Annotated in this window: 7 protein-coding genes; 5 read left to right on the top strand and 2 right to left on the bottom strand. The window is 45.9% G+C overall.

Features of this window, described 5'->3' with window-relative positions; genetic code table 11:
- Positions 1-45 precede the first annotated feature (45 nt).
- Positions 46-10491, top strand: coding sequence for a DUF4347 domain-containing protein (locus tag QGN29_RS07480; protein WP_310797225.1), 10446 nt, complete (start codon positions 46-48; stop codon positions 10489-10491).
- A 241-nt stretch (positions 10492-10732) separates the two neighbouring features.
- Here QGN29_RS07480 and QGN29_RS07485 read toward each other — a convergent pair whose 3' ends face one another.
- Positions 10733-10942 carry a cold-shock protein gene (locus QGN29_RS07485; RefSeq protein WP_310797226.1) on the bottom strand — a complete coding sequence of 70 codons (210 nt, stop codon included), beginning with the start codon at positions 10940-10942 and terminating at the stop codon, positions 10733-10735.
- A gap of 760 nt (positions 10943-11702) precedes the next feature.
- On the opposite strand from QGN29_RS07485, the gene QGN29_RS07490 reads away from it, so the two are divergent.
- From QGN29_RS07490 to QGN29_RS07505, 4 genes are all read left to right on the top strand, one after another.
- Positions 11703-13067, top strand: coding sequence for an alkaline phosphatase PhoX (locus QGN29_RS07490; RefSeq protein WP_310797227.1), 1365 nt, complete (start codon positions 11703-11705; stop codon positions 13065-13067).
- Between the two features lie 353 nt (positions 13068-13420).
- Positions 13421-16528, top strand: a complete 3108-nt coding sequence (locus QGN29_RS07495) for an efflux RND transporter permease subunit (protein WP_310797228.1) — start codon at positions 13421-13423, stop codon at positions 16526-16528.
- A 20-nt stretch (positions 16529-16548) separates the two neighbouring features.
- Positions 16549-17640, top strand: coding sequence for an efflux RND transporter periplasmic adaptor subunit (locus QGN29_RS07500; protein ID WP_310797229.1), 1092 nt, complete (start codon positions 16549-16551; stop codon positions 17638-17640).
- A gap of 57 nt (positions 17641-17697) precedes the next feature.
- Complete coding sequence (locus QGN29_RS07505; RefSeq protein ID WP_310797230.1) at positions 17698-18390, top strand: aspartate/glutamate racemase family protein; 693 nt, start codon at positions 17698-17700, stop codon at positions 18388-18390.
- Between the two features lie 35 nt (positions 18391-18425).
- On the opposite strand, the gene QGN29_RS07510 is transcribed toward QGN29_RS07505, so the two are convergent.
- Positions 18426-19061 (bottom strand): glutathione S-transferase family protein, encoded by a 636-nt coding sequence (locus QGN29_RS07510; protein WP_310797231.1) that lies wholly within the window; start codon positions 19059-19061, stop codon positions 18426-18428.
- Positions 19062-19086 lie beyond the last annotated feature (25 nt).

The following is a 19086-nucleotide window of genomic DNA, read 5'->3' on the forward strand; positions in this document are numbered from 1 at the left end:
ATGCGCCAGCCCTGAGTGATTTATTATTGCTCAAGGGGCAACGATATGGATTCTTCTCACATCACAATTGAAACAAGTTCATCTGACGACGTGCTCACCATTGAAAGCGGAGAGGATGCGACAGTTACACTGGTTATCGTAGACGGCAGCATTCCTGATAAAGAAACTTTCATAAAGGGGCTTGCAGCGGATACAGAGGTTGTGGTTCTAGATGGCGAAGTTTCTGGTATCAAGCAAGTGATTGAGTTGCTTTCAGGTTATTCAGGTCTAGACAGTATACATTTTGTGACCCACGGTGCTGAAGGGTCTTTCAGTCTTGGAACAGATAGGATTGACGCTGAAGGCCTCAAGCAAGACACAGCCTTTTTGAAAGCCATTGATGCGGCGGTGAAAGACGGCGGTGATATTCACCTTTATGGGTGTCATGTGGGTGCAGGAGAAGAGGGCGCAGAACTTTTAGAGATATTCGCAGCAGGCGCATCTGTGGATATGGCTGCAAGCGATGATATCACAGGAAGCGGCGGAGATTGGGATCTAGAGATTAAAACAGGCGCGATTGAGAGCGGTACCCCTTTTACGGCGCAAGCGTTACAAGATTTTACACATGTTCTGAGTGTGGATGACGAGGATTTTAACGGTGAAAACTTCTTTCCGGCTGCAGGCAGTATCACGGTTAACGGGTGGACTGTAGGCAGTACAGACCCAAATTCCTACATCATTGATGGCCCTGGCGGTGAAGGTGTTCTTGTTGAGGATACGTCCTTTTCAAATGAGAATATGTATTTCAAAAGTACAGATGGCAGTGAGTTTAAGCTGGATAGTTTCTATCTGTATACTGGTATTGCAAATCATACTGTCACTGTCTATGGCTATAAGGATGGGGCGAAGGTTAGCGGCGCAGAATTTACAGTTGATATCACCTCCTTCCAAGGAGAAACTGTAAATCTATCCGGTCAGTCACAGTCCATTCAAGATGCCTTTGGTAATATTGATGAGGTGGTGATTAAAGCAGCTGATATCTCACATATACTCGATACCATTCGTGTGTCTGCCGCCGAGGATAATGGCGGAGGCGGGGGCGGAGACGTTAATAGTACTCCGACAGTGTCTGGTATGGATGCTCTAGACCTTGATGTTGTCTATAATACAGCGTCAATCCTTGACCTGTCTGGGGTCTCTGTTGATGATGCGGATACAGACGATGCGCTCACTTTGACGCTGACATTTGGCAGCGGAACTCTCGCTGTCACAGGCGCAGGCAACGACGTCACTCTTGGAGGGGATAGTACGTCTACAGTCACCCTTTCCGGAACCGAAACAGAAATTAATGCAGCCCTGAGTAGTGGCACGTTCACTTTTAGTCCAGCGGCTGATAGTGCAGCGGATACAACGTTGACCCTCAGTGTGGCAGACGACGAGGCGGCGACGACCACAGCGAATGCTGTAGCGATTGTTGTGAATGCCGCGCCTGAGATTATTGAAGGGGAAGCACCGACGGCCGTTACAGAAGATACGGCGTCTAATGTCGATCTCTCAGAATTTGATGTGAGCGACCTTGACGGGGGTGTGGTTACGCTGACGCTTGCTGTTGATTCTGGTACTTTAACCGCTGCAGCAGGCAGTGGTGTTACGATCACTGATAGTGGTTCTAGCGAGCTCACCCTTGAAGGAAGTGTGGCTGATCTGAATAGCTATCTTGATACAGAGACTAATATAAAATTTACGACAGAGGAAAATGCCACAGATGATGTGACCCTGACCATCACGCCTAATGACGGTACTGTTGATGGGGTTGCTGTTCAAATAACCCTTGAAGTGACTGCTGTTGATGATGCCCCGACACTGACGGATAATACAGGCATAGATGGTGGCCTAACCGAGCTTGAAATTGTCTCCGAAGATTTAGGTGAATTCGATGCTGGTCAGATCCTCGAAGATACGGCTACAACTGTTGATCTCTCGGGCATTGATATTGCAGATATTGATAGTGAAAGTGTGACCCTCACGCTGACCTTGGAGGATACAGACGATGTCTTTGGTGACACCAATGCAGGCATATTCACAGTCATTGCTGAAAATGCCGATAGCTTCTCATCATCAAATGATGGAGATGTCACAATTGGTGGCAATGGGACAAGTGTCATTACACTGACAGGGGCGCCAAATGCAATTAATGAATTACTGGGGACAAGTGATGCTATTGTCTATCAAACATATGACAATAATGAAGACACTGAAACCCTGACCATAAGCCTGTCAGACGGCACCACGACAGTTAGTTTAGATCCGATTAACGTGAATATTACAGGCGTGGATGATCCGTCTGTTGTGACGGGATTGCCTGATGACTTGACAGCCACCGTCAACACAGAAACCAGTGTGGTCTTTTCTGATGTGAGTATTACAGACGTGGAAGACTTAGCGTCAATTACACTAACCATAGCGGGTGTTGGTGAGAATGCTGCAGGATCCCTGTCCCTTAAAGAGTCTGATCTCTTTTTCCTTGAGGATATCACACCCTCAGGCGGTATTTATGCCGGTGTGACCACAGTGACGCTCACGGGGACGCCTGAAAATGTGCAAACTTACCTAAGCACGGAAGGGAATATTACCTATACCCCCGCCACCGACGTGGAAGGCGACAGCACCAATACACTCACCCTCACACAGGATGCGAGTGACGACCAAACGCTGACCATCGCAACCATCGATATCGATGTGGATCCAGTGGATAGTCCGACCACATTGACGGGCGATTTATCGCTGCCAGCCATTAGTGAAGACTTTGGTCCCTCTTCAGGCCTTGGAAATATTGGTGTTCAGATTGTTGACGCAGACGATGAAGTCACTATTATTTTGTCTGTCAGCCAAGGAGGGATTGGTCTTTTCGTTACCACAGATGGAAATTCATTAACAGAGAATGAATTTACCCTGACGGGATCTGTTGACTATATCAACTCTATCTTAGATAATAGCATTAATAGCGGCGAATTTTTAAGTATAGAACTGCCACAAGATTATAATGGTGATCTTGAATTTACCATCAAAGATGTTGATGGAAATGAACTAGCCTCACAAACTGTTACTGTGACCCCAGTTGCAGACCCAACGACCATCACGATCGCTACAGGTCCTGACTATATTGAAGATCAGGGCGATATAAATTTTGTACTAGAAGACATTACCATTGATGATACAGACGGTGAAGTTCAGATTACCTTAACGCCAAAAATTGCCGAAGCCAATGAGGGTGAAACTGGAGGAGACTGGGTCTTTAACATTTTGTCTGTCGATGAAGACCAAGAGACTGACGGCACCCAAGTAGAGATTACCTTAGGAACAGGGGAGAACGCAACGACAGAGACGATTACGCTCTCTCGCGATGATAGCACCGGCGCAATCACCTTGTCGGGAAGCCCTGAAGCTGTTGAAAGTTATCTCCGGACAGAGGGCGGCCTTGAGTTTTCACTTCCAGACGATATAAGCGGTAGTACGGGGATTGAGTTTTCTGTTGGGGATAGTGGCCAAGATGGGGGAGGTGTAAGTTTTGATGGTGCTGAACCAGTTGCGGCCGATACCTATTCATTTACTATTCTAAGCGTCGATGATCCGGCCACTTTCACAGGTTCCCTCGCTTCAAATATTTTTGAAGAAGATGCGACCGTCGCAAATAATCAAATTAAGTTTTCTGAAGATTTCGCACTTTCTGATGTTGAACCGAAAACCACCCTTAAGATATCCGTCAGCGAGGGAGAGGTGAACTTTTTAGGGGAGGTGTCTGGTGTTGATGTTATTGGTGACAATTATGGACAAACCATCACTTTAAGAGGGGCAGCGGCAGATCTAACGACTGCTATCAAAAATAATCTATATTATTTGGGTGATCAAAACTTTAATGGAGAGGTGACTTTCAGCATTACCAATGAAGATGGAAGTGCCATTACAAATGCGGATGAGGACGAATTTGTATCCTCCATCTTAGTGGACGCTATTCCTGACATTTCGGTTGTTGATTATTCTACCCTGCCAACTTTTGTAGAAGATATAGCGGGCATTAGTTTTACCCTCAGTGATATTTCAATCGAAAACCCTGATGAGATTGTGAGCCTCACCCTTACGCCAGGCGAGGTGATGTATCCTGGAGATGTCCCAGTCATTGAGGGTGGGTGGAATCTGACAATCAGCTCAGCAGATGAAGACCAAGAAACTGACGGTGTTCAAGTCACTGTTACCTTAGGAGAAGGCGAGTCTGCAACAGAAGAACTGATCACTGTTTTGCGCAATGAAACAAGCGGTGCTATTACTTTAAATGGCTCCCCTGAGGCTGTGGAATCGTACCTTCAACGAACTGAAGATGGTCTCGTCTTTAATTCTGATTTGAATGTCTATGGCGCTACAACCTTTACGCTCACTGATGAGACAGGTCCAATCGATCAACCGAATAGTGACATATACATTTTAGCAGTCGAGGATCCCACAACAGTCACAGTTTTACAAGATCAGGTCAGTGTAAGTGATTTCAATACGCCTATTTATCTATCAGACCTTTTTGAGATTGAAGACCCAGAGGGCATCGCTCTAATTGAAGTCTCTTTCGATGGATTTACGGCTGATGTAGGCATGAATTTGAGTTCCTACTCATTAGACTATGGTGAATTTGAAAACGAAAATGAAATAAATGTGGACGGGACAATAAGAATAGAAACGCCCACTACTCTTGATCTTATTGATACTAAATCACTGCGGGTAGAAAACAGTAATGAGTTAATATTCGATCAATTCATTATAGCTATCGAGAATGATTCCATCACTCAATATGGACCAGATGCGGGTACAATTACAGTTACTTATACTGGTGAAGGTGGTCTTGAACAAACCGCTGAAGTCACTGTTAATATTGGCACATTTGGCGGGAATTCTAACGATACATTTATTGGCAGCGAAATTACTGGTTACGTAGACGGGGGTGAGGGGACAGACACCGCAGATTATACAAATTCTTCTTCCAGTGTATCTGTGAATCTTGCTGATGGTTTAGCAGAATCTGGCGGGGACGCAGAAGGTGATATCTTAATTAATATCGAGAATGTTACTGGCTCAAGAGTTGGTAGAAATCTCTTGACGGGAGATGACTCTGATAATGTGCTTAAATCAAGTGGCGGTGCTTTAGATACCCTCATTGGCGGTGCGGGCAATGACAGTCTAAGAGGATGGACAGCATCCAAACTATATGGAGAAGACGGGGATGACACCCTGGTAGGGTCTTCATTCAGTAATCTTAATGGGGGTGCCGGTAATGATAGTCTTACAGGTCATTCTAACACTAATTTAATTGGCGGTCTTGGTGATGATACACTTTCGGTCGGTCTCGGTGGTAGTAATCTAAGCGGGGGCGAAGGGAACGATCTGCTACAATCATTCATTGGTGGTTTTGGTTCCTCCTCTAAAGCGACAGAATTTAACGGCGGCACTGGCAATGATACAATTGTTGCAGGCGATAGCCGGGATGTCATCCGGGGCGGCGAAGGGACGGATAAAGTTTCTTACGCGCGTTCTGATGAAGGTGTGAATGTTGACCTTAGTATTGCCAAAACAGGTTCGGCTGCTTTTGGATTAGGCGGCTATGCAGGCGGGGATCGTTTTGAAAGCATAGAAAACCTGGAAGGGTCTGGTCATAATGATAGCCTGTACGGAGACGACGAGAATAACTTAATTGCTGGCGGCAACGGCAATGATAAGATTGGCGGTAATGGCGGCAATGATACTCTTGGCGGCGGTTCAGGCAATGATACCCTTTGGGGCGGCGCAGGGAATGATAGCCTGCTCGGTCAAGACGGCAATGACAGCCTTATGGGCGGTGAGGGTAATGATATCCTAAGCGGCGGTGCCGGCGAAGATACTATATACGGCGGTGTCGGCGATGATACGTTCACAGGGGGGGCTGGATCAGATAGTTTGGTTATTCTCAAGGGGCACGGCCATAACGTCATTACTGATTTCAATGTGATGGAAGACATACTGGATCTATCCCAAGCTGATTTTGGGTATGATGACGTCGACGATATGACCGTTGAGACAGTAGAAGGCGGCCTGAAAATCGTCTTTGACACAGACAATAGTGTTACGCTGCTGAGCGATGACTTAACCTCAATTGATGATCTATCCAGTGACTATATTGCTGGTGTGGGCTATGACGGTGATATCTTCATAGGAACAGATGAGATTGATGATATTACAGGAACGTCGCTCAGAGATAGCATGACTGGCGCCGAATTAAATGATGTATTTGAAGGTCTGGGTGGGGCTGATTACATTGATGGTGGTGAAAATATTGATACAGCGAAATATGGGCAATCAGATGATAAAGTCATTATCGATCTTTCCGATGAATCCGCTGAGAAAGGCGGCCATGCTGAAGGCGACATCCTCGTAAATATTGAGAATATCGAAGGGTCAAGTTTTGGCGATGTGATCACAGGGGACGCAAAGGAAAACGTCCTTAAAGGGTTAGGCGGCAATGATAGCATCATGGGCGGTGGCTATGATGATACCTTACTTGGCCATGAAGGGAATGATACACTCTTCGGCGGGACAGGACGTGATCGTCTTGCTGGTCAACAGGGTAACGATTTTATCTATGGTAATACGACCTTAGTCGCTGACGCTGAATCAGAAGACTCTTATGATAGTGATGTTTTCGTAGGCGGTGATACATTACTCGGGGGGCATGGTACAGATTACTTGGTCTCGGGCGGTGAAAATTCACGTTTAGATGGGTGTGAGGATAACGATACATTGATCGGGAGTGACTTTGCTGAATTCCTTGGCGGGGGAGATGGTTACGATAGTCTTTTAGCCAATGGTGGGGATGATAGTTTACGAGGCGGCTCAGGCAGTGATTATATGGATGGCGGTGACGGTATTGATACTGCCTATTTCTATGGAGGCAGTATCAATGTCGATTTAGCCAAGCATGATGGCACAGATGGGTCACATGCTCTTGGCGGTGATGCTGAAGGGGATGTTCTTAAAAATATTGAAAATATCCATGGGACTGATGAGAATGATAGCCTATACGGCGATGATGGCGCTAATCAATTATTCGGAAATGAAGGCGATGACAACATCTTTGGTGTTGAGGGCGCAGATTCTCTGTTCGGGGGCGACGGGACAGATACGATCGGCGGCGGTGCTGGTAATGACAAAATCTTTGGAAATGAAGATGCTGACCTGCTTTACGGCGGTGCCGGCGACGATAGCCTTGATGGCGGTGATGGTGATGATACTTTATACGGCGGTGTGGGCGATGATAGTTTCACTGGCGGTTCTGGATCAGATAGTTTCGTCATTCTCAAGGATCACGGACACGACACCATCACAGGTTTCAATATTAGTGAAGACATATTAGATCTATCTAAATCTGATTTTGGCTATAATACTACCGACGAGTTGACCGTAGAAACGGTAGAGGGTGGGCTGAAAATTGTCTTTGACATAGAAAATAGTGTCACGCTGCTGAGCGATGACTTAAATGCAGTCACAGATCTCACTTCAGATTTCATCAAAGGAATCGGTTTCGATAGCACCCTCGTAGGCACAGCTGCTGCTGATCGACTGGTGGCGGGAACTCTGGCTCCTAGTGATGAGATTTCAACTTTAACTCCTGGAGATTATGAAGGTGGTTCCGCTGGTAAGGATAGTGTTTCAGGCGGCGCTGGTGATGATACACTTATTGGCGGCGCCTCAGGGGATTATCTGGACGGCGGTGACGGCAGTGACTGGGTTGATTATTCAGGGTCGACTGCTCGTGTAAATGTCAATCTGAATGATGAGAGTGCAAGCGGCGGCGACGCCCAAGGGGATATTCTTGTTTCTATAGAGAATATTACAGGATCGGACAAGGCAGATGTCTTGATCGGAAGTAATGCAGGTAATGCCATTGAAGGTTTAACTGGCGCAGACCTAATCCAAGGATTAGGTGGAAATGATACCCTATCAGGCGCTGGTGCGAACGCAACGCTTGAGGGCGGTAGCGGGGATGATTTGTTAAGAGCCTCAGTGGATACCTCTGATAGTGAAGGCCAGAGCGGGTTGATTAACTTCTACGGCGGTGCCGGCGATGACACCATCGAGGCTGACGTGACAAAGGGCGGCGTTATTGATGGGGGTGCGGGAACTGATAGGCTTGTTTTAGTGGGCGATGAGAACACAATTTTCAACATAGATCTGGGTAAGGGGTCAATAGAAATTGGTGACAAATCCTATTCATTCAGCGGCATAGAGCAGTTTGTTGGAGGTGATAACGGTGATAGTTTCCAAGGGCCTGCTGCAGATTCTGAGGAGTATATCGATGCTTATTTTGATGGAGGCAAAGGGGATGATACTATAGTTGGAACAGGGTCTGCTGATACTCTTATCGGAGGCGACGGGAATGATAGTATCACAGCTATAGGTGTATCAAGCGTAGAAATTCAGGGGGACGACGGTGATGACTATATCAGAGTAATTTCAATAGGAGGTGAAATTTCTGGAGGCGACGGTAACGATACGATAGACACTCGCGAGACTGACAATAATCCAGGAGACGGTTTAACTATTCACGGTGGCAATGGGAATGATCTGATCTCAGCCAATCTCAACGACACAGTTTATGGGGGGAGTGGGAATGATACGATTACAACAGTGCAAGATGGCACCTTATACGGCGAGGATGGGAATGATGTCTTAACTGGCGGCTTAGCGCAGGACATATTATACGGCGGAGAAGGCGATGACAGTCTAAACGGCGGTGACTTAAATGACACTCTGGAGGGCGGAGCTGGAGCTGATACGATTGACGGCGGTGAAGGCGAAGACACGGCTAGGTATGATAGTTCATCAGCTAGTGTGAATGTTAATCTTGCCCAGCATAATGGTGACACGGATAACGGTGGCAGCTTTGCGTCTGGCGGTGATGCAGAAGGTGATGCGCTCATTAATATTGAAACCCTCAGAGGATCCAAGTTTGATGATACACTGTACGGAGATTCTGAAGACAACCTCATTTATGGAGGCGACGGTAGTGGTGCTGATGAAATAGGTGGTGGCGCTGGCAATGATACGCTGATCGGCGGGGCAGGCGGTGACACGATCTATGGCGGTGTAGGGGACGACCTTGTTAATGGTTCTGCAGGCGATGATACCCTTTGGGGTGGCACAGGGGCTGACACTCTTTCTGGCGGTAGCGGGGCTGATGTCTTTTTCTTTGATCAAGATCAAGGGGTTAACCACATCATAGATTTTAATTCTGATGAAGACGTTATAGATTTATCTGAACTTGCTTTTGCATATGGGTCTATTGATGAGCTAATAAATGATGATACGAATGTTAGAGATACACAAAATGGGTTCATTATTGATTTACCAAATACTGGTACGAGTATAGAATTTTACAATGTATCTAAAGATGAGCTTACTAGCACAAATACAAGAGGCGTTGGTTACGATTCGACGCTGACTGGCAGTGCAGCTGGCGAGCGACTAATTGCTGGTAATGATGATGTTGGGACCCTTAATCCGTCTGAATATGATGGCGGATCAGCCGGCAGAGACAGTGTGAGTGGCGGCGATGGTGCTGATACACTTATTGGCGGCGCCTCAGGGGATTATCTGGACGGCGGTGACGGCACAGACTGGGTTGATTATTCAGACTCGACTGAGAGTGTGACGATTGATCTGGATGATGATGCAGCTGAAGCCGGGGGGCACGCACAAGGCGATTATCTTGATAATATCGAGAATATATACGGCAGCTCACAAAACGATGCCCTGAAGGGTGATACGTCTGCGAATATACTTGATGGTCAAGCTGGGAATGATACACTTTCGGGGGGTGACAACGATACACTCAGAGGCGGTGACGGAGACGATGTCTTTATAACCTCTGGGAGTATCGCTAATTTAACCATTGATGGAGGCGACGGTACTGATGTGGTTGACTTCTCTAGTTCAGATAATGCATTTGACCCTGCTGGAGGAAATATTAATATTCAGTCGGTAGAGCAATTAATTGGGACAAAGTTTGGAGATTATATTGCATTAACCTCAATCCCAGAAATCTTCGGCGGAGAGGGAGCTGATACACTCTTTGCTGAAGGGGATGATCAAACCCTATACGGCGGGGCGGGAGATGATGAGCTTCATAGTGAAGGTAATGATACTACGCTAACTGGCGGAGCAGGACGCGATCTTTTTGATTTATCTCAGTCAGACGATCATTACTCAGTTGTGATTACGGATTTCAACGATGAAGATTCTTTCTGGATAGAGGGTGACGGTGATTATTCTGTCCAACAAATTGATGCCGATGAGGACGGAATAGCGGATGATATAATATTTCAGAATCTAAGGGACATTCCTTTGAACCCTGGGCCAAGTGTTACCTTCTATAATATGACTCTTGAGGAGGCTGAAGATTTGTATGAGAATTTTGGAATTCAGCCCGATGCATAGCTTACTTGTAAGTGAGTGCAATGATGATAGTGAAGGGATCTCCACCTGTCGGCCTACTATTCGCTAGGGTAGATTTAGTATCGATCCTAGGTCTTTTGCTGTAACAGTTGATCTGAGTAAGCCTTTATTTGAATTCAGAACACACCAGCAGATGAAAGATGATGCTAAAATCTTAAGTAGATACAAAAAAGGGGTTCGCAGAAATGCAAACCCCTTTTTCTTTAAGTTTAGTCTAAATCTCTTAAACGAGTTTTAGGTCTTCAGCAGATGATTTGCCGCGGCGCTCATCCATCTGAACTTCAAACTCAACCTGGTCGCCATCATTAAGACCTTTAAGACCAGAACGCTCAACAGCACTGATGTGAACAAACACGTCTGAGCTTCCGTCTTCTGGTTGAATAAAGCCGTAGCCTTTGTCTGAGTTAAACCATTTTACTGTACCTGTAGCCATAATAAATTCCTTTCGATCTACAATTTAGTTAAGTGCTCTACACCCATGAGTGGGTATAAAAGCAGCATTCGGTTGACATGTCCTCAGACGAAAAGATCCTGCGCCATAGGCTGCAAAGGAGGATAATCGCTCTGAAAGGACGGTGAGTGTAAAAATGAAGGGTACTGTATAAAGAGAGTGTAGCACTTCTCTATAGCTTGCCGAGGCACACCTTGTTTCCTTGCTGAAAAGAGAGTCGGCACGGTTCTTCAAGACCGGGAGTTCATCACGCAGAAGGGGTGTTTTGGTAGTATATCCTAGCGCAGCACCAGCGGTAAGGATTTGTTCGGCAAGGCCGAGATCGGCAAAATAAGTCAAGTAGTTTCTTCAATCGTAAGAGCATACTACAGGCTTATCGCCTTTGATGCTCGGGTAGTTCTTATTGGAAATGGGTGTAGAACAACTTCCAAAAAATTCAGTACCGTTGATGTTCGTCATCCACACACGGCATTTGCGCATCTTAAAGCATAGAAATTGTAGAATAGCAAGGAAAGACTTTCTGGCTTGTCGTTTGTTTGTGGAATAGTAGAGACAAAACGCAGCCAAAGGGGATTTTCTATGCTTTTATAATGCAGAAATCTGGGCGAAAATTCTCTCAGGCGAAAAGAATTATTAGAAATCTGAAATCAATTATTGATTTAGGGGATAAGACTGGCATGCTACTGTTATAAAAATGATCAAAGTCAGTTGAGTCTCACTGACACTTAGAGAGGAATAGACCATGAAAATGAATAGACGCCACTTTTCAATGTTACTGACTTCTGTTGCCTTTGCTGGTTTTGCAGCTCAACAAGGACTAGCTGTTGAACAGTCAGCCGTCGGCTACGGAGCTTTGAAGAAAGACCCCAATGGCTTGCTTGATCTTCCAGAGGGCTTTTCTTATACGGTTATCTCTGAACTCGGAAGCACTATGAGTGATGGTCATAAAGTACCGGACCGGGCTGATGGGATGGGTTGTATCCCACTCAGTGAGACAAAGGTTGCACTTGTAAGAAATCATGAATTGTCTGTGCCTCACCCTGTAGACGGCGATCCTGAAAAATTGGCGGAACTCACAACTCAGGCATTTGATACATTTAAGACAGGGGCTCCACTTGGCGGCGGCACGACAACTCTTATTTATGATATGACAACAGAGCGTGTAGAGCGAGAATTTATCAGCCTCATTGGAACAATTAGAAATTGTTCAGGCGGCATTACTCCCTGGGGCAGCTGGCTGACGTGTGAAGAGAATACGTCTGTAGCAGGGGATATGATCAAGAAAGACCATGGATGGGTTTTTGAAGTACCTGCAACGGCTACAGGACCTGTTGATCCAGTGCCTTTGAAAGGGTTAGGTCGTTTTAATCATGAGGCCGCGGCCGTAGACCCTGACACTGGAATCGTTTATCTCACCGAAGATCGTAACGATAGCCTTTTCTATCGATTCATTCCGAAGACGAAAGGCAAGCTTAGTGAAGGCGGACAGCTTCAAGCTATGGTCTATAAAGATAAAGATCAAAAGGCAGACAGCCGCAATTGGGGCTTTTTTGGTAGAACGTGGAAACAGGGGGACTGGCTTGACGCTGAATGGATTAATCTTGAGGATGTTGAAAGTCCGAAAGATGATCTCCGTGAGCAGGGCCATAAACAAGGCGGTGTTCTCTTTGCTCGCGGAGAAGGTATTCACTGGGGCGACGGTGAACTATATTTCTGCTGTACGTCTGGTGGGTCTGAAAAGCTCGGGCAGATTATTCGTTATGTTCCGGGAACCGCATCAGCAGGACAAAAATCTGCGGATGTTGGCGGACGGGTGCAGCTCTTTGTAGAATCAAATGATCCTAAGAAATTCAATTACGGTGACAATCTTACGGTTGCGCCCAATGGCCATCTTTTTGTCTGTGAGGATCAATATACTGATACAGTCCGCAACTCGATCGTTGGCGTAACAAAAGACGGTGCTCTCTATCAGTTTGGGCGTATTCTTTTGCAAACAGAACCCGCAGGGGCCTGCTTCTCGCCTGATGGCTCGACCATGTTTGTCAACCTCTACAGCCCAACCAGAACTCTGGCTATTAAAGGGCCTTGGGACAGTGTAAAAGCATAGTTGAATAGCACCATCTAACCATCAAAAAGAGTGAGACATGAGATATGGCTCGCTCTTTTTTTGTGGTCACTCTGTGGCAGCTTCCCCTTAAGAGACCGAGAAGACATTCAATCGGCTCTCCCGTCTGTGAGTCTCTTTTCCGATACTGAGCAGTCTTTCATGCTCTAAGTTGGGCATAAACTTTATATCGAAAGTTATAATCCCTTTGATATAGCGCTCTCTTTCTATCGCGATTGTCTGTCCGTTTGTCGCACTGCCCTAGCCATTTGTGAATGATTGATTCATCTTCTCTTCATGTAAATTTATGCCTTCAGAGCACAGATAATAAAAACGCAGAAGCGAGGAGAGGAACCGTGGGATTAACCGAAAAAAGTCTTAAAAATCCGGCAGCAGTCATTGTGGTAGCAGCAATGCTTGTTGTTCTTGGATTGGTAACGCTGACAAAGTTACCAGTGCAGCTGTTTCCTAGCATCGAGAGCCCCAGGCTAGCAGTCCAAACATTTTGGAGAGCAGCCAGCCCTTCGGAAATTGAATCAGAGATTGTAGAACCCATTGAAGAAGTGATGCTTGGTCTTCCGGGACTTGAAAGCCTCAGAACTTTCTCTAATCCTCAAATGGGTTGGGTGCAAATGGAATTTGCTCTCGAGTCAGATATGGATAGGGTTCTCATTGAAGTCATTTCACGCCTCAATCGCTTACCTCCTTTACCGGCGGATGCGGATCGTCCCCGAGTGATTATGACGGGCGGTGGTGATTCAAATGAATCTCTCATTTATCTCTTTACGCAATTTAGCGAAGATTCTGTTCTTGATCGTAAAGACTATGTTCCTTTCCTAGAAGATGAAGTATTACCGCGGTTGATGGCTCTGGACGGTGTATCTAACGTTGAAATTCAAGCAGGAGGAGGCCTGGGCGATGATCAACTGCAGATTATTTTTGATCCAGTCCGGGCGGCTCAATTAAATATTGATTTGAGCAATATGGCTCGCTCGATTGGTCGAAGTACAGACAGTTCAGGGGGATACCTGGATGATGGCCGCCGCCGATATATGCTCAACTTCCAAGGTCGGTATGAACCTGATGAGCTACGCGCTAAAATTCTTACATGGCGCGATGGTAAGCCTGTGACTATTGGTGATGTTGCGGAGATTGTTGAAGCACCAGCACCGAGCCAAGAAGTTGTTTATCAAAATGGTAACCCTGCCATTGGTATGCGAGTGATGAGAGAAAGCGGTGCTAATGTTTTAGCGACGATTGATGAACTTACAGCAGTTCTTGATGACCTTAATGCTGGGATTCTAAAAGAAAAAGGACTGCATATTGAAAAGTCGTTTGACCCTTCAGTCTTCATTAAGCGGGCAATCAATCTGCTGACAACAAATCTCTTTATTGGGATGATGCTTGCTATTGCTGTACTTTGGTGGTTCCTGCGTCATATCAGGGCAACTGTTTTAATCGCCGTTACCATCCCGGTCTGTTTGTTGGTCACCATTATCGTGTTAGGTGCCTTTGGCCGGACAGTGAATGTGATTTCATTGGCAGGGTTAGCCTTTGCCACAGGCATGGTCATGGATGCAGCCATTGTAGTATTAGAGAATATTGTCAGGCTAAGAGAGAAGGGGCGCACAAGTTTGGAAGCTGCTAAAGAAGGCGCTTCACAAGTTTGGGGAGCCCTGCTTGCCTCTACAGCAACGACTGTCGCGATCTTTGTGCCGATCCTCTTCTTAAAGGATGTTGAAGGACAACTCTTTGCTGATCTTGCGTTAACCATTGCCATTGGTGTTGCTGTGTCCTTGGTCGTCGCCGTAACTATCTTACCAGTGACGTCTCACCTTTGGTTGAAACATTTGCCAAAATCAGAAAAAGGGTCTGCAAAATCGGCAAAATTAGTGCGGGGGCTGATGACCTTGACGAAAACACCTCTTCGTCGTTTTGCTATGACGACGGGCCTGATCGGGTCGGCAATCGGGCTGAGCGTCTTTCTCTTGCCTAACTTAAATTATTTGCCTCCTGTAAAACGGGATGCGGTGGATGCATTCCTCATGTTCCCTTCAGGATCTAACATTCAGACAGTGAACGAAGAGATTGCTCAAGTGATGGTTCGTCGCCTCGAGCCTTATATGAAAGGGGAGAAGGAACCTGCACTGAAAAATTATTACATCATTACTTTCCCCAATGGCATGGGCGCGAGTCTTGGTGTCAGAGCGAAGGATCAGTCTAAAGTCAAAGAACTTGAAAAGTTAGTGAATGAAGAAATTCTTGTTGGCTTTCCTGATGTTATGACTTTTGCTCAGCAGGGGAACCTATTTGGCGGCTTTGGCGGTAATGGCGGTGTTCAGTTGAATATCCATGCTACTGATATGGACGCAATGCGGGATATTACATCTCAAACTATGGAATATATCAGAGAAGCTTTACCTGGCAGTCGAGTCCGCCCGAACCCAGATCCAAATGTGATTTCTCCTGAGCTGAAAATTTTCCCTAATGATCGTCGTTTGGCCGAGGTGGGCTTTAGTCGTGCGGATATTTCTCGGATCATCCGAGCCTTGGGAGACGGGCTATGGCTGGGGGAGCATTTCGATGGTCAAAAACGCTTAGATATGATCATGAAAGCGCAAGATTGGAATAATAACCCTGATCGCTTGTCATCTATCCCAATTGCAACACCGCGTGGCGGCATTGTTCCTCTTGGTGAAATGGTTAGAATAGAACGCAGTGTCGGGCCTAACTTTATCCAACGAGTGAGCCGGAAGAGAACTGTTACGTTCAATATTTCTCAGCCGGACAATATGCCACTTGAGGATGTTGTGACCATTTTGAAAAATGATGTAGAGCCAAAACTTCGGGCGATATTACCTACAGATGGATCTATTAGCTATGATGGAAGTGCAGATGCTTTAGACCGGGCAGTTGGGTCTCTAACACAAAATTTTGTCCTCGCTCTAGGTCTGCTCTTCATGATTTTGGCAGCGCTCTTTAAGTCTCCAAAAGATGCTTTGATGGTTGTTATCACTATCCCGTTGGCGACAGTTGGTGGTGTGATGGCACTGAAGATTTTGAATATGGTAAGTTTTGCTCCGTTAGATCTTTTGACGATGATTGGCTTTATTATCCTTCTTGGTCTTGTCGTGAATAATGCTATTCTTCTTGTGGCTCAGACCCGTAAAGGAGAAGACGAAGGCATGACCCGCGAAGCTGCTATAGAGCAAGCTTTGACGCTGCGCCTGCGTCCAATCTTCATGAGTACGCTCACATCAATTATGGGCATGCTGCCTTTGGTGCTCTTCCCAGGAGCTGGAAGTGATATCTATCGTGGTATGGCAACAACCATTGTTGGGGGTATGTGTGTTTCGACATTATTTACCCTTGTTCTTTTACCCTGTTTGCTTCGTATTCCTGACTTTGGTGATTTGAAAGAGATGATCACTAATCGGTCGAAGCACGTGCATCCTGCAGAATAACTATAAATCGGAGAAAATCGATGAAACATCTAATGAAAAATGTTGTGATGAAGGGCTTGGTCCTTGGTGCTATCTTTACAGGTGCCTCCCTTCATGCCAGTGCGCAGGACGCACAAAAAAGCCCGGCTGTTCTAGTTGAGGTGGACTCTGCTGATAGTGCCATGATGGCGCCAGAAGTATTGATGCCAGGAACGATTGTCAGTCGGAATGATAGTCGTATTTCGGCACAAATTTCGGGCCGAGTTGAATGGGTGGCAAGCGAAGGTACTCTGGTAAAAGAAGGTGATGTTATTGCTAAAATAGATGCTAGTGATTTTCGCCTTCAGGTGGGTAGAAGTGATGCTCAAGTAAAGCGATTAGAGGCGCGTATTGAATTTTTAAAATCTCAGCTGAAGCGCTACCGTGAACTTGCTTCTACGAACAATACGACAACAAGCCGCCTGGAAGAAGTTGAGAATGATCTTTTGATGACCAAGCAAGATTTGGCTCAAGCTCGGATTAATCATGAACAAGCAAAATTGGCCCTCTCCCGTACTGAGGTGAAAGCACCCTTTCCAGGGCGCGTGGTTCAAAGACTAGCCCAAGCCGGAGAATATAGTGCACCGGGTCGTCAGATTATCCGTCTTGTTGACGTGACAAATCTTGAAGTGAAAGCCCAAGCGCCTGTAAAATTATCACCGTTTATTAAAGACGGTCAAGATGTGACCCTTAACGTGAATGATAAGATCTATGAAACAAAGGTGCGGGCTCAAATTCCTGTTGGGGATGAAGTCAGCCGGACAATGGAAATTCGCGTCGATGTGCCAGAAGGGGACTGGGTTGTAGGCGCTGCTGTTGAAGTCGCCTTGCCCTCTCAAGCGCCTGAAAAAGTAGTTGCTGTGGATCGTGATGCACTCATTTTGCGAGTTGATGGGACATATGTATTCCGAGTTGGCTCTGACAATAAGGTAGAACGCTTACGTGTTAGAACTGGTGCTACCAGCGGCGCTCGTGTTGCCATCCTTGGCGGGCTTGTTGACGGAGATCAAGTTATCATTAGAGGGGGCGAACGTTTAAGACCGGGCCAGGAAGTCCGCTTGAAACCCAATGCAACTGAAGCAGTAGGCCGATAAGAGTTTACATTTTCCTCCAAAGTCCTTAGCCTTCCTGCCTGTCAGGGAGGCTTTTTTATGAAGACATTGGGACTGATTGGGGGCATGAGCTGGGAAAGCACTCAAGTCTATTATAAGCTCTTGAATGAGATGATCCGAAGCGAACGAGGGGGGCTACATTCTGCCTCGCTTCTTTTACATAGTTTTGATTTTGCAGAGATTGAGGCTTATCAAGCACAAGGTGATTGGCGTGCTGCGACGACAGCTCTCTGTGAAGCAGCTGTGGGTCTTAAAAAAGCAGGCGCAGAGTGTATTGTGATCTGTACCAATACAATGCATAAAATGGCTTTGGAAGTTGAAAAGGCGTCTGGACTGCCGGTTTTACACATTGCCGATGCAACGGCACGCGCCATTCAGAAGAAAGCTCTTAAAAAGCCCCTTCTTTTGGCAACAGATTACACAATGAAACAAGATTTTTATAAGGGCCGCTTGCGGGATTTACATCAAATTCATGTGGTCATTCCGAATGATGATGACTGTCAAAAAGTGCACGATATTATATATGAAGAATTATGTCAGGGGATTGTCTCTCAACAATCAAAAGAGACCTATATTGATATAATAAAGTCTTATCAGCAACAGGGCTGTGATGGGGTGATCTTAGGCTGTACTGAAATTGGCTTGCTCATTCATCCATCGGATGTGACGCTTCCCCTTCTAAATACGACTATTTTACACTGTAGAGAAGCTGTCCAGTTTGCTCTTAATTAGATAGATGAACAACTTTCTACGAGTGAGCGCCTGCCTTAAAGTGTGAAGGCGTCAATTTCTTTAAGTCGGGTTCGCCACTTCAAAAGGTGGGGATGTTTTTCCGTGATTTTATTACCTACCACACGGGTGAAATCTATAAAGGAAACAGCTGCAATATCAGCTACAGATAGTTGGTTAGCGGCTATATAGTCTCTTCCATCCAAGTGTTTATCTAACTTATCCATGAAATTACTGAGCATCGTTAGGCCGCGTTCTGCGAGTTCTGGAATCTGGGGATAATTAATAGGCCCAGGCAGAGCACGATCTTTAAAAGCTGGATTTGAATTCCTCAAGGCGTTTGGAATGGCCATGCCCAGTTCTTGTTCAATTTTAGATTGCCACCCAGCAATTTCAGCCTTCTCAAGCGCAGTTGTCCCCATTAAGGAAGGTTCTGGATAAGTCGCTTCAAGATAAGCATTCATGGCGGCTACATTTGTAAAGGTTGTACCATCCTCAAGTTTAAGCGTTGGAATTGTACACTCTGGATTGATCGCTTTGTAGGCGTCTGTGAGTTGCTCTGCTTTCATCATGTCGACTTCAATAGCCTTATGATTAATGTTTTTAAGGGCGAGCAGGATCCGAATTCGTCTTGGGCTAGGGGCGTGTTTGAAATCGTAAAAAGTAAGAGACATGTATAAATCCTTTATTAAAATTAAA

This window comes from Temperatibacter marinus (assembly GCF_031598375.1).
Classification (GTDB): Bacteria; Pseudomonadota; Alphaproteobacteria; order Sphingomonadales; family Kordiimonadaceae; genus Temperatibacter; species Temperatibacter marinus.

Excerpts from the sequence above, each read along its gene's own strand:
- QGN29_RS07480 (WP_310797225.1), top strand. The coding sequence starts at position 46 with ATGGATTCTTCTCACATCACAATTGAAACAAGTTCATCTGACGACGTG.
- QGN29_RS07485 (WP_310797226.1), bottom strand. The coding sequence starts at position 10,942 with ATGGCTACAGGTACAGTAAAATGGTTTAACTCAGACAAAGGCTACGGC.
- QGN29_RS07490 (WP_310797227.1), top strand. The coding sequence starts at position 11,703 with ATGAAAATGAATAGACGCCACTTTTCAATGTTACTGACTTCTGTTGCC.
- QGN29_RS07500 (WP_310797229.1), top strand. The coding sequence starts at position 16,549 with ATGAAACATCTAATGAAAAATGTTGTGATGAAGGGCTTGGTCCTTGGT.
- QGN29_RS07505 (WP_310797230.1), top strand. The coding sequence starts at position 17,698 with ATGAAGACATTGGGACTGATTGGGGGCATGAGCTGGGAAAGCACTCAA.
- QGN29_RS07510 (WP_310797231.1), bottom strand. The coding sequence starts at position 19,061 with ATGTCTCTTACTTTTTACGATTTCAAACACGCCCCTAGCCCAAGACGA.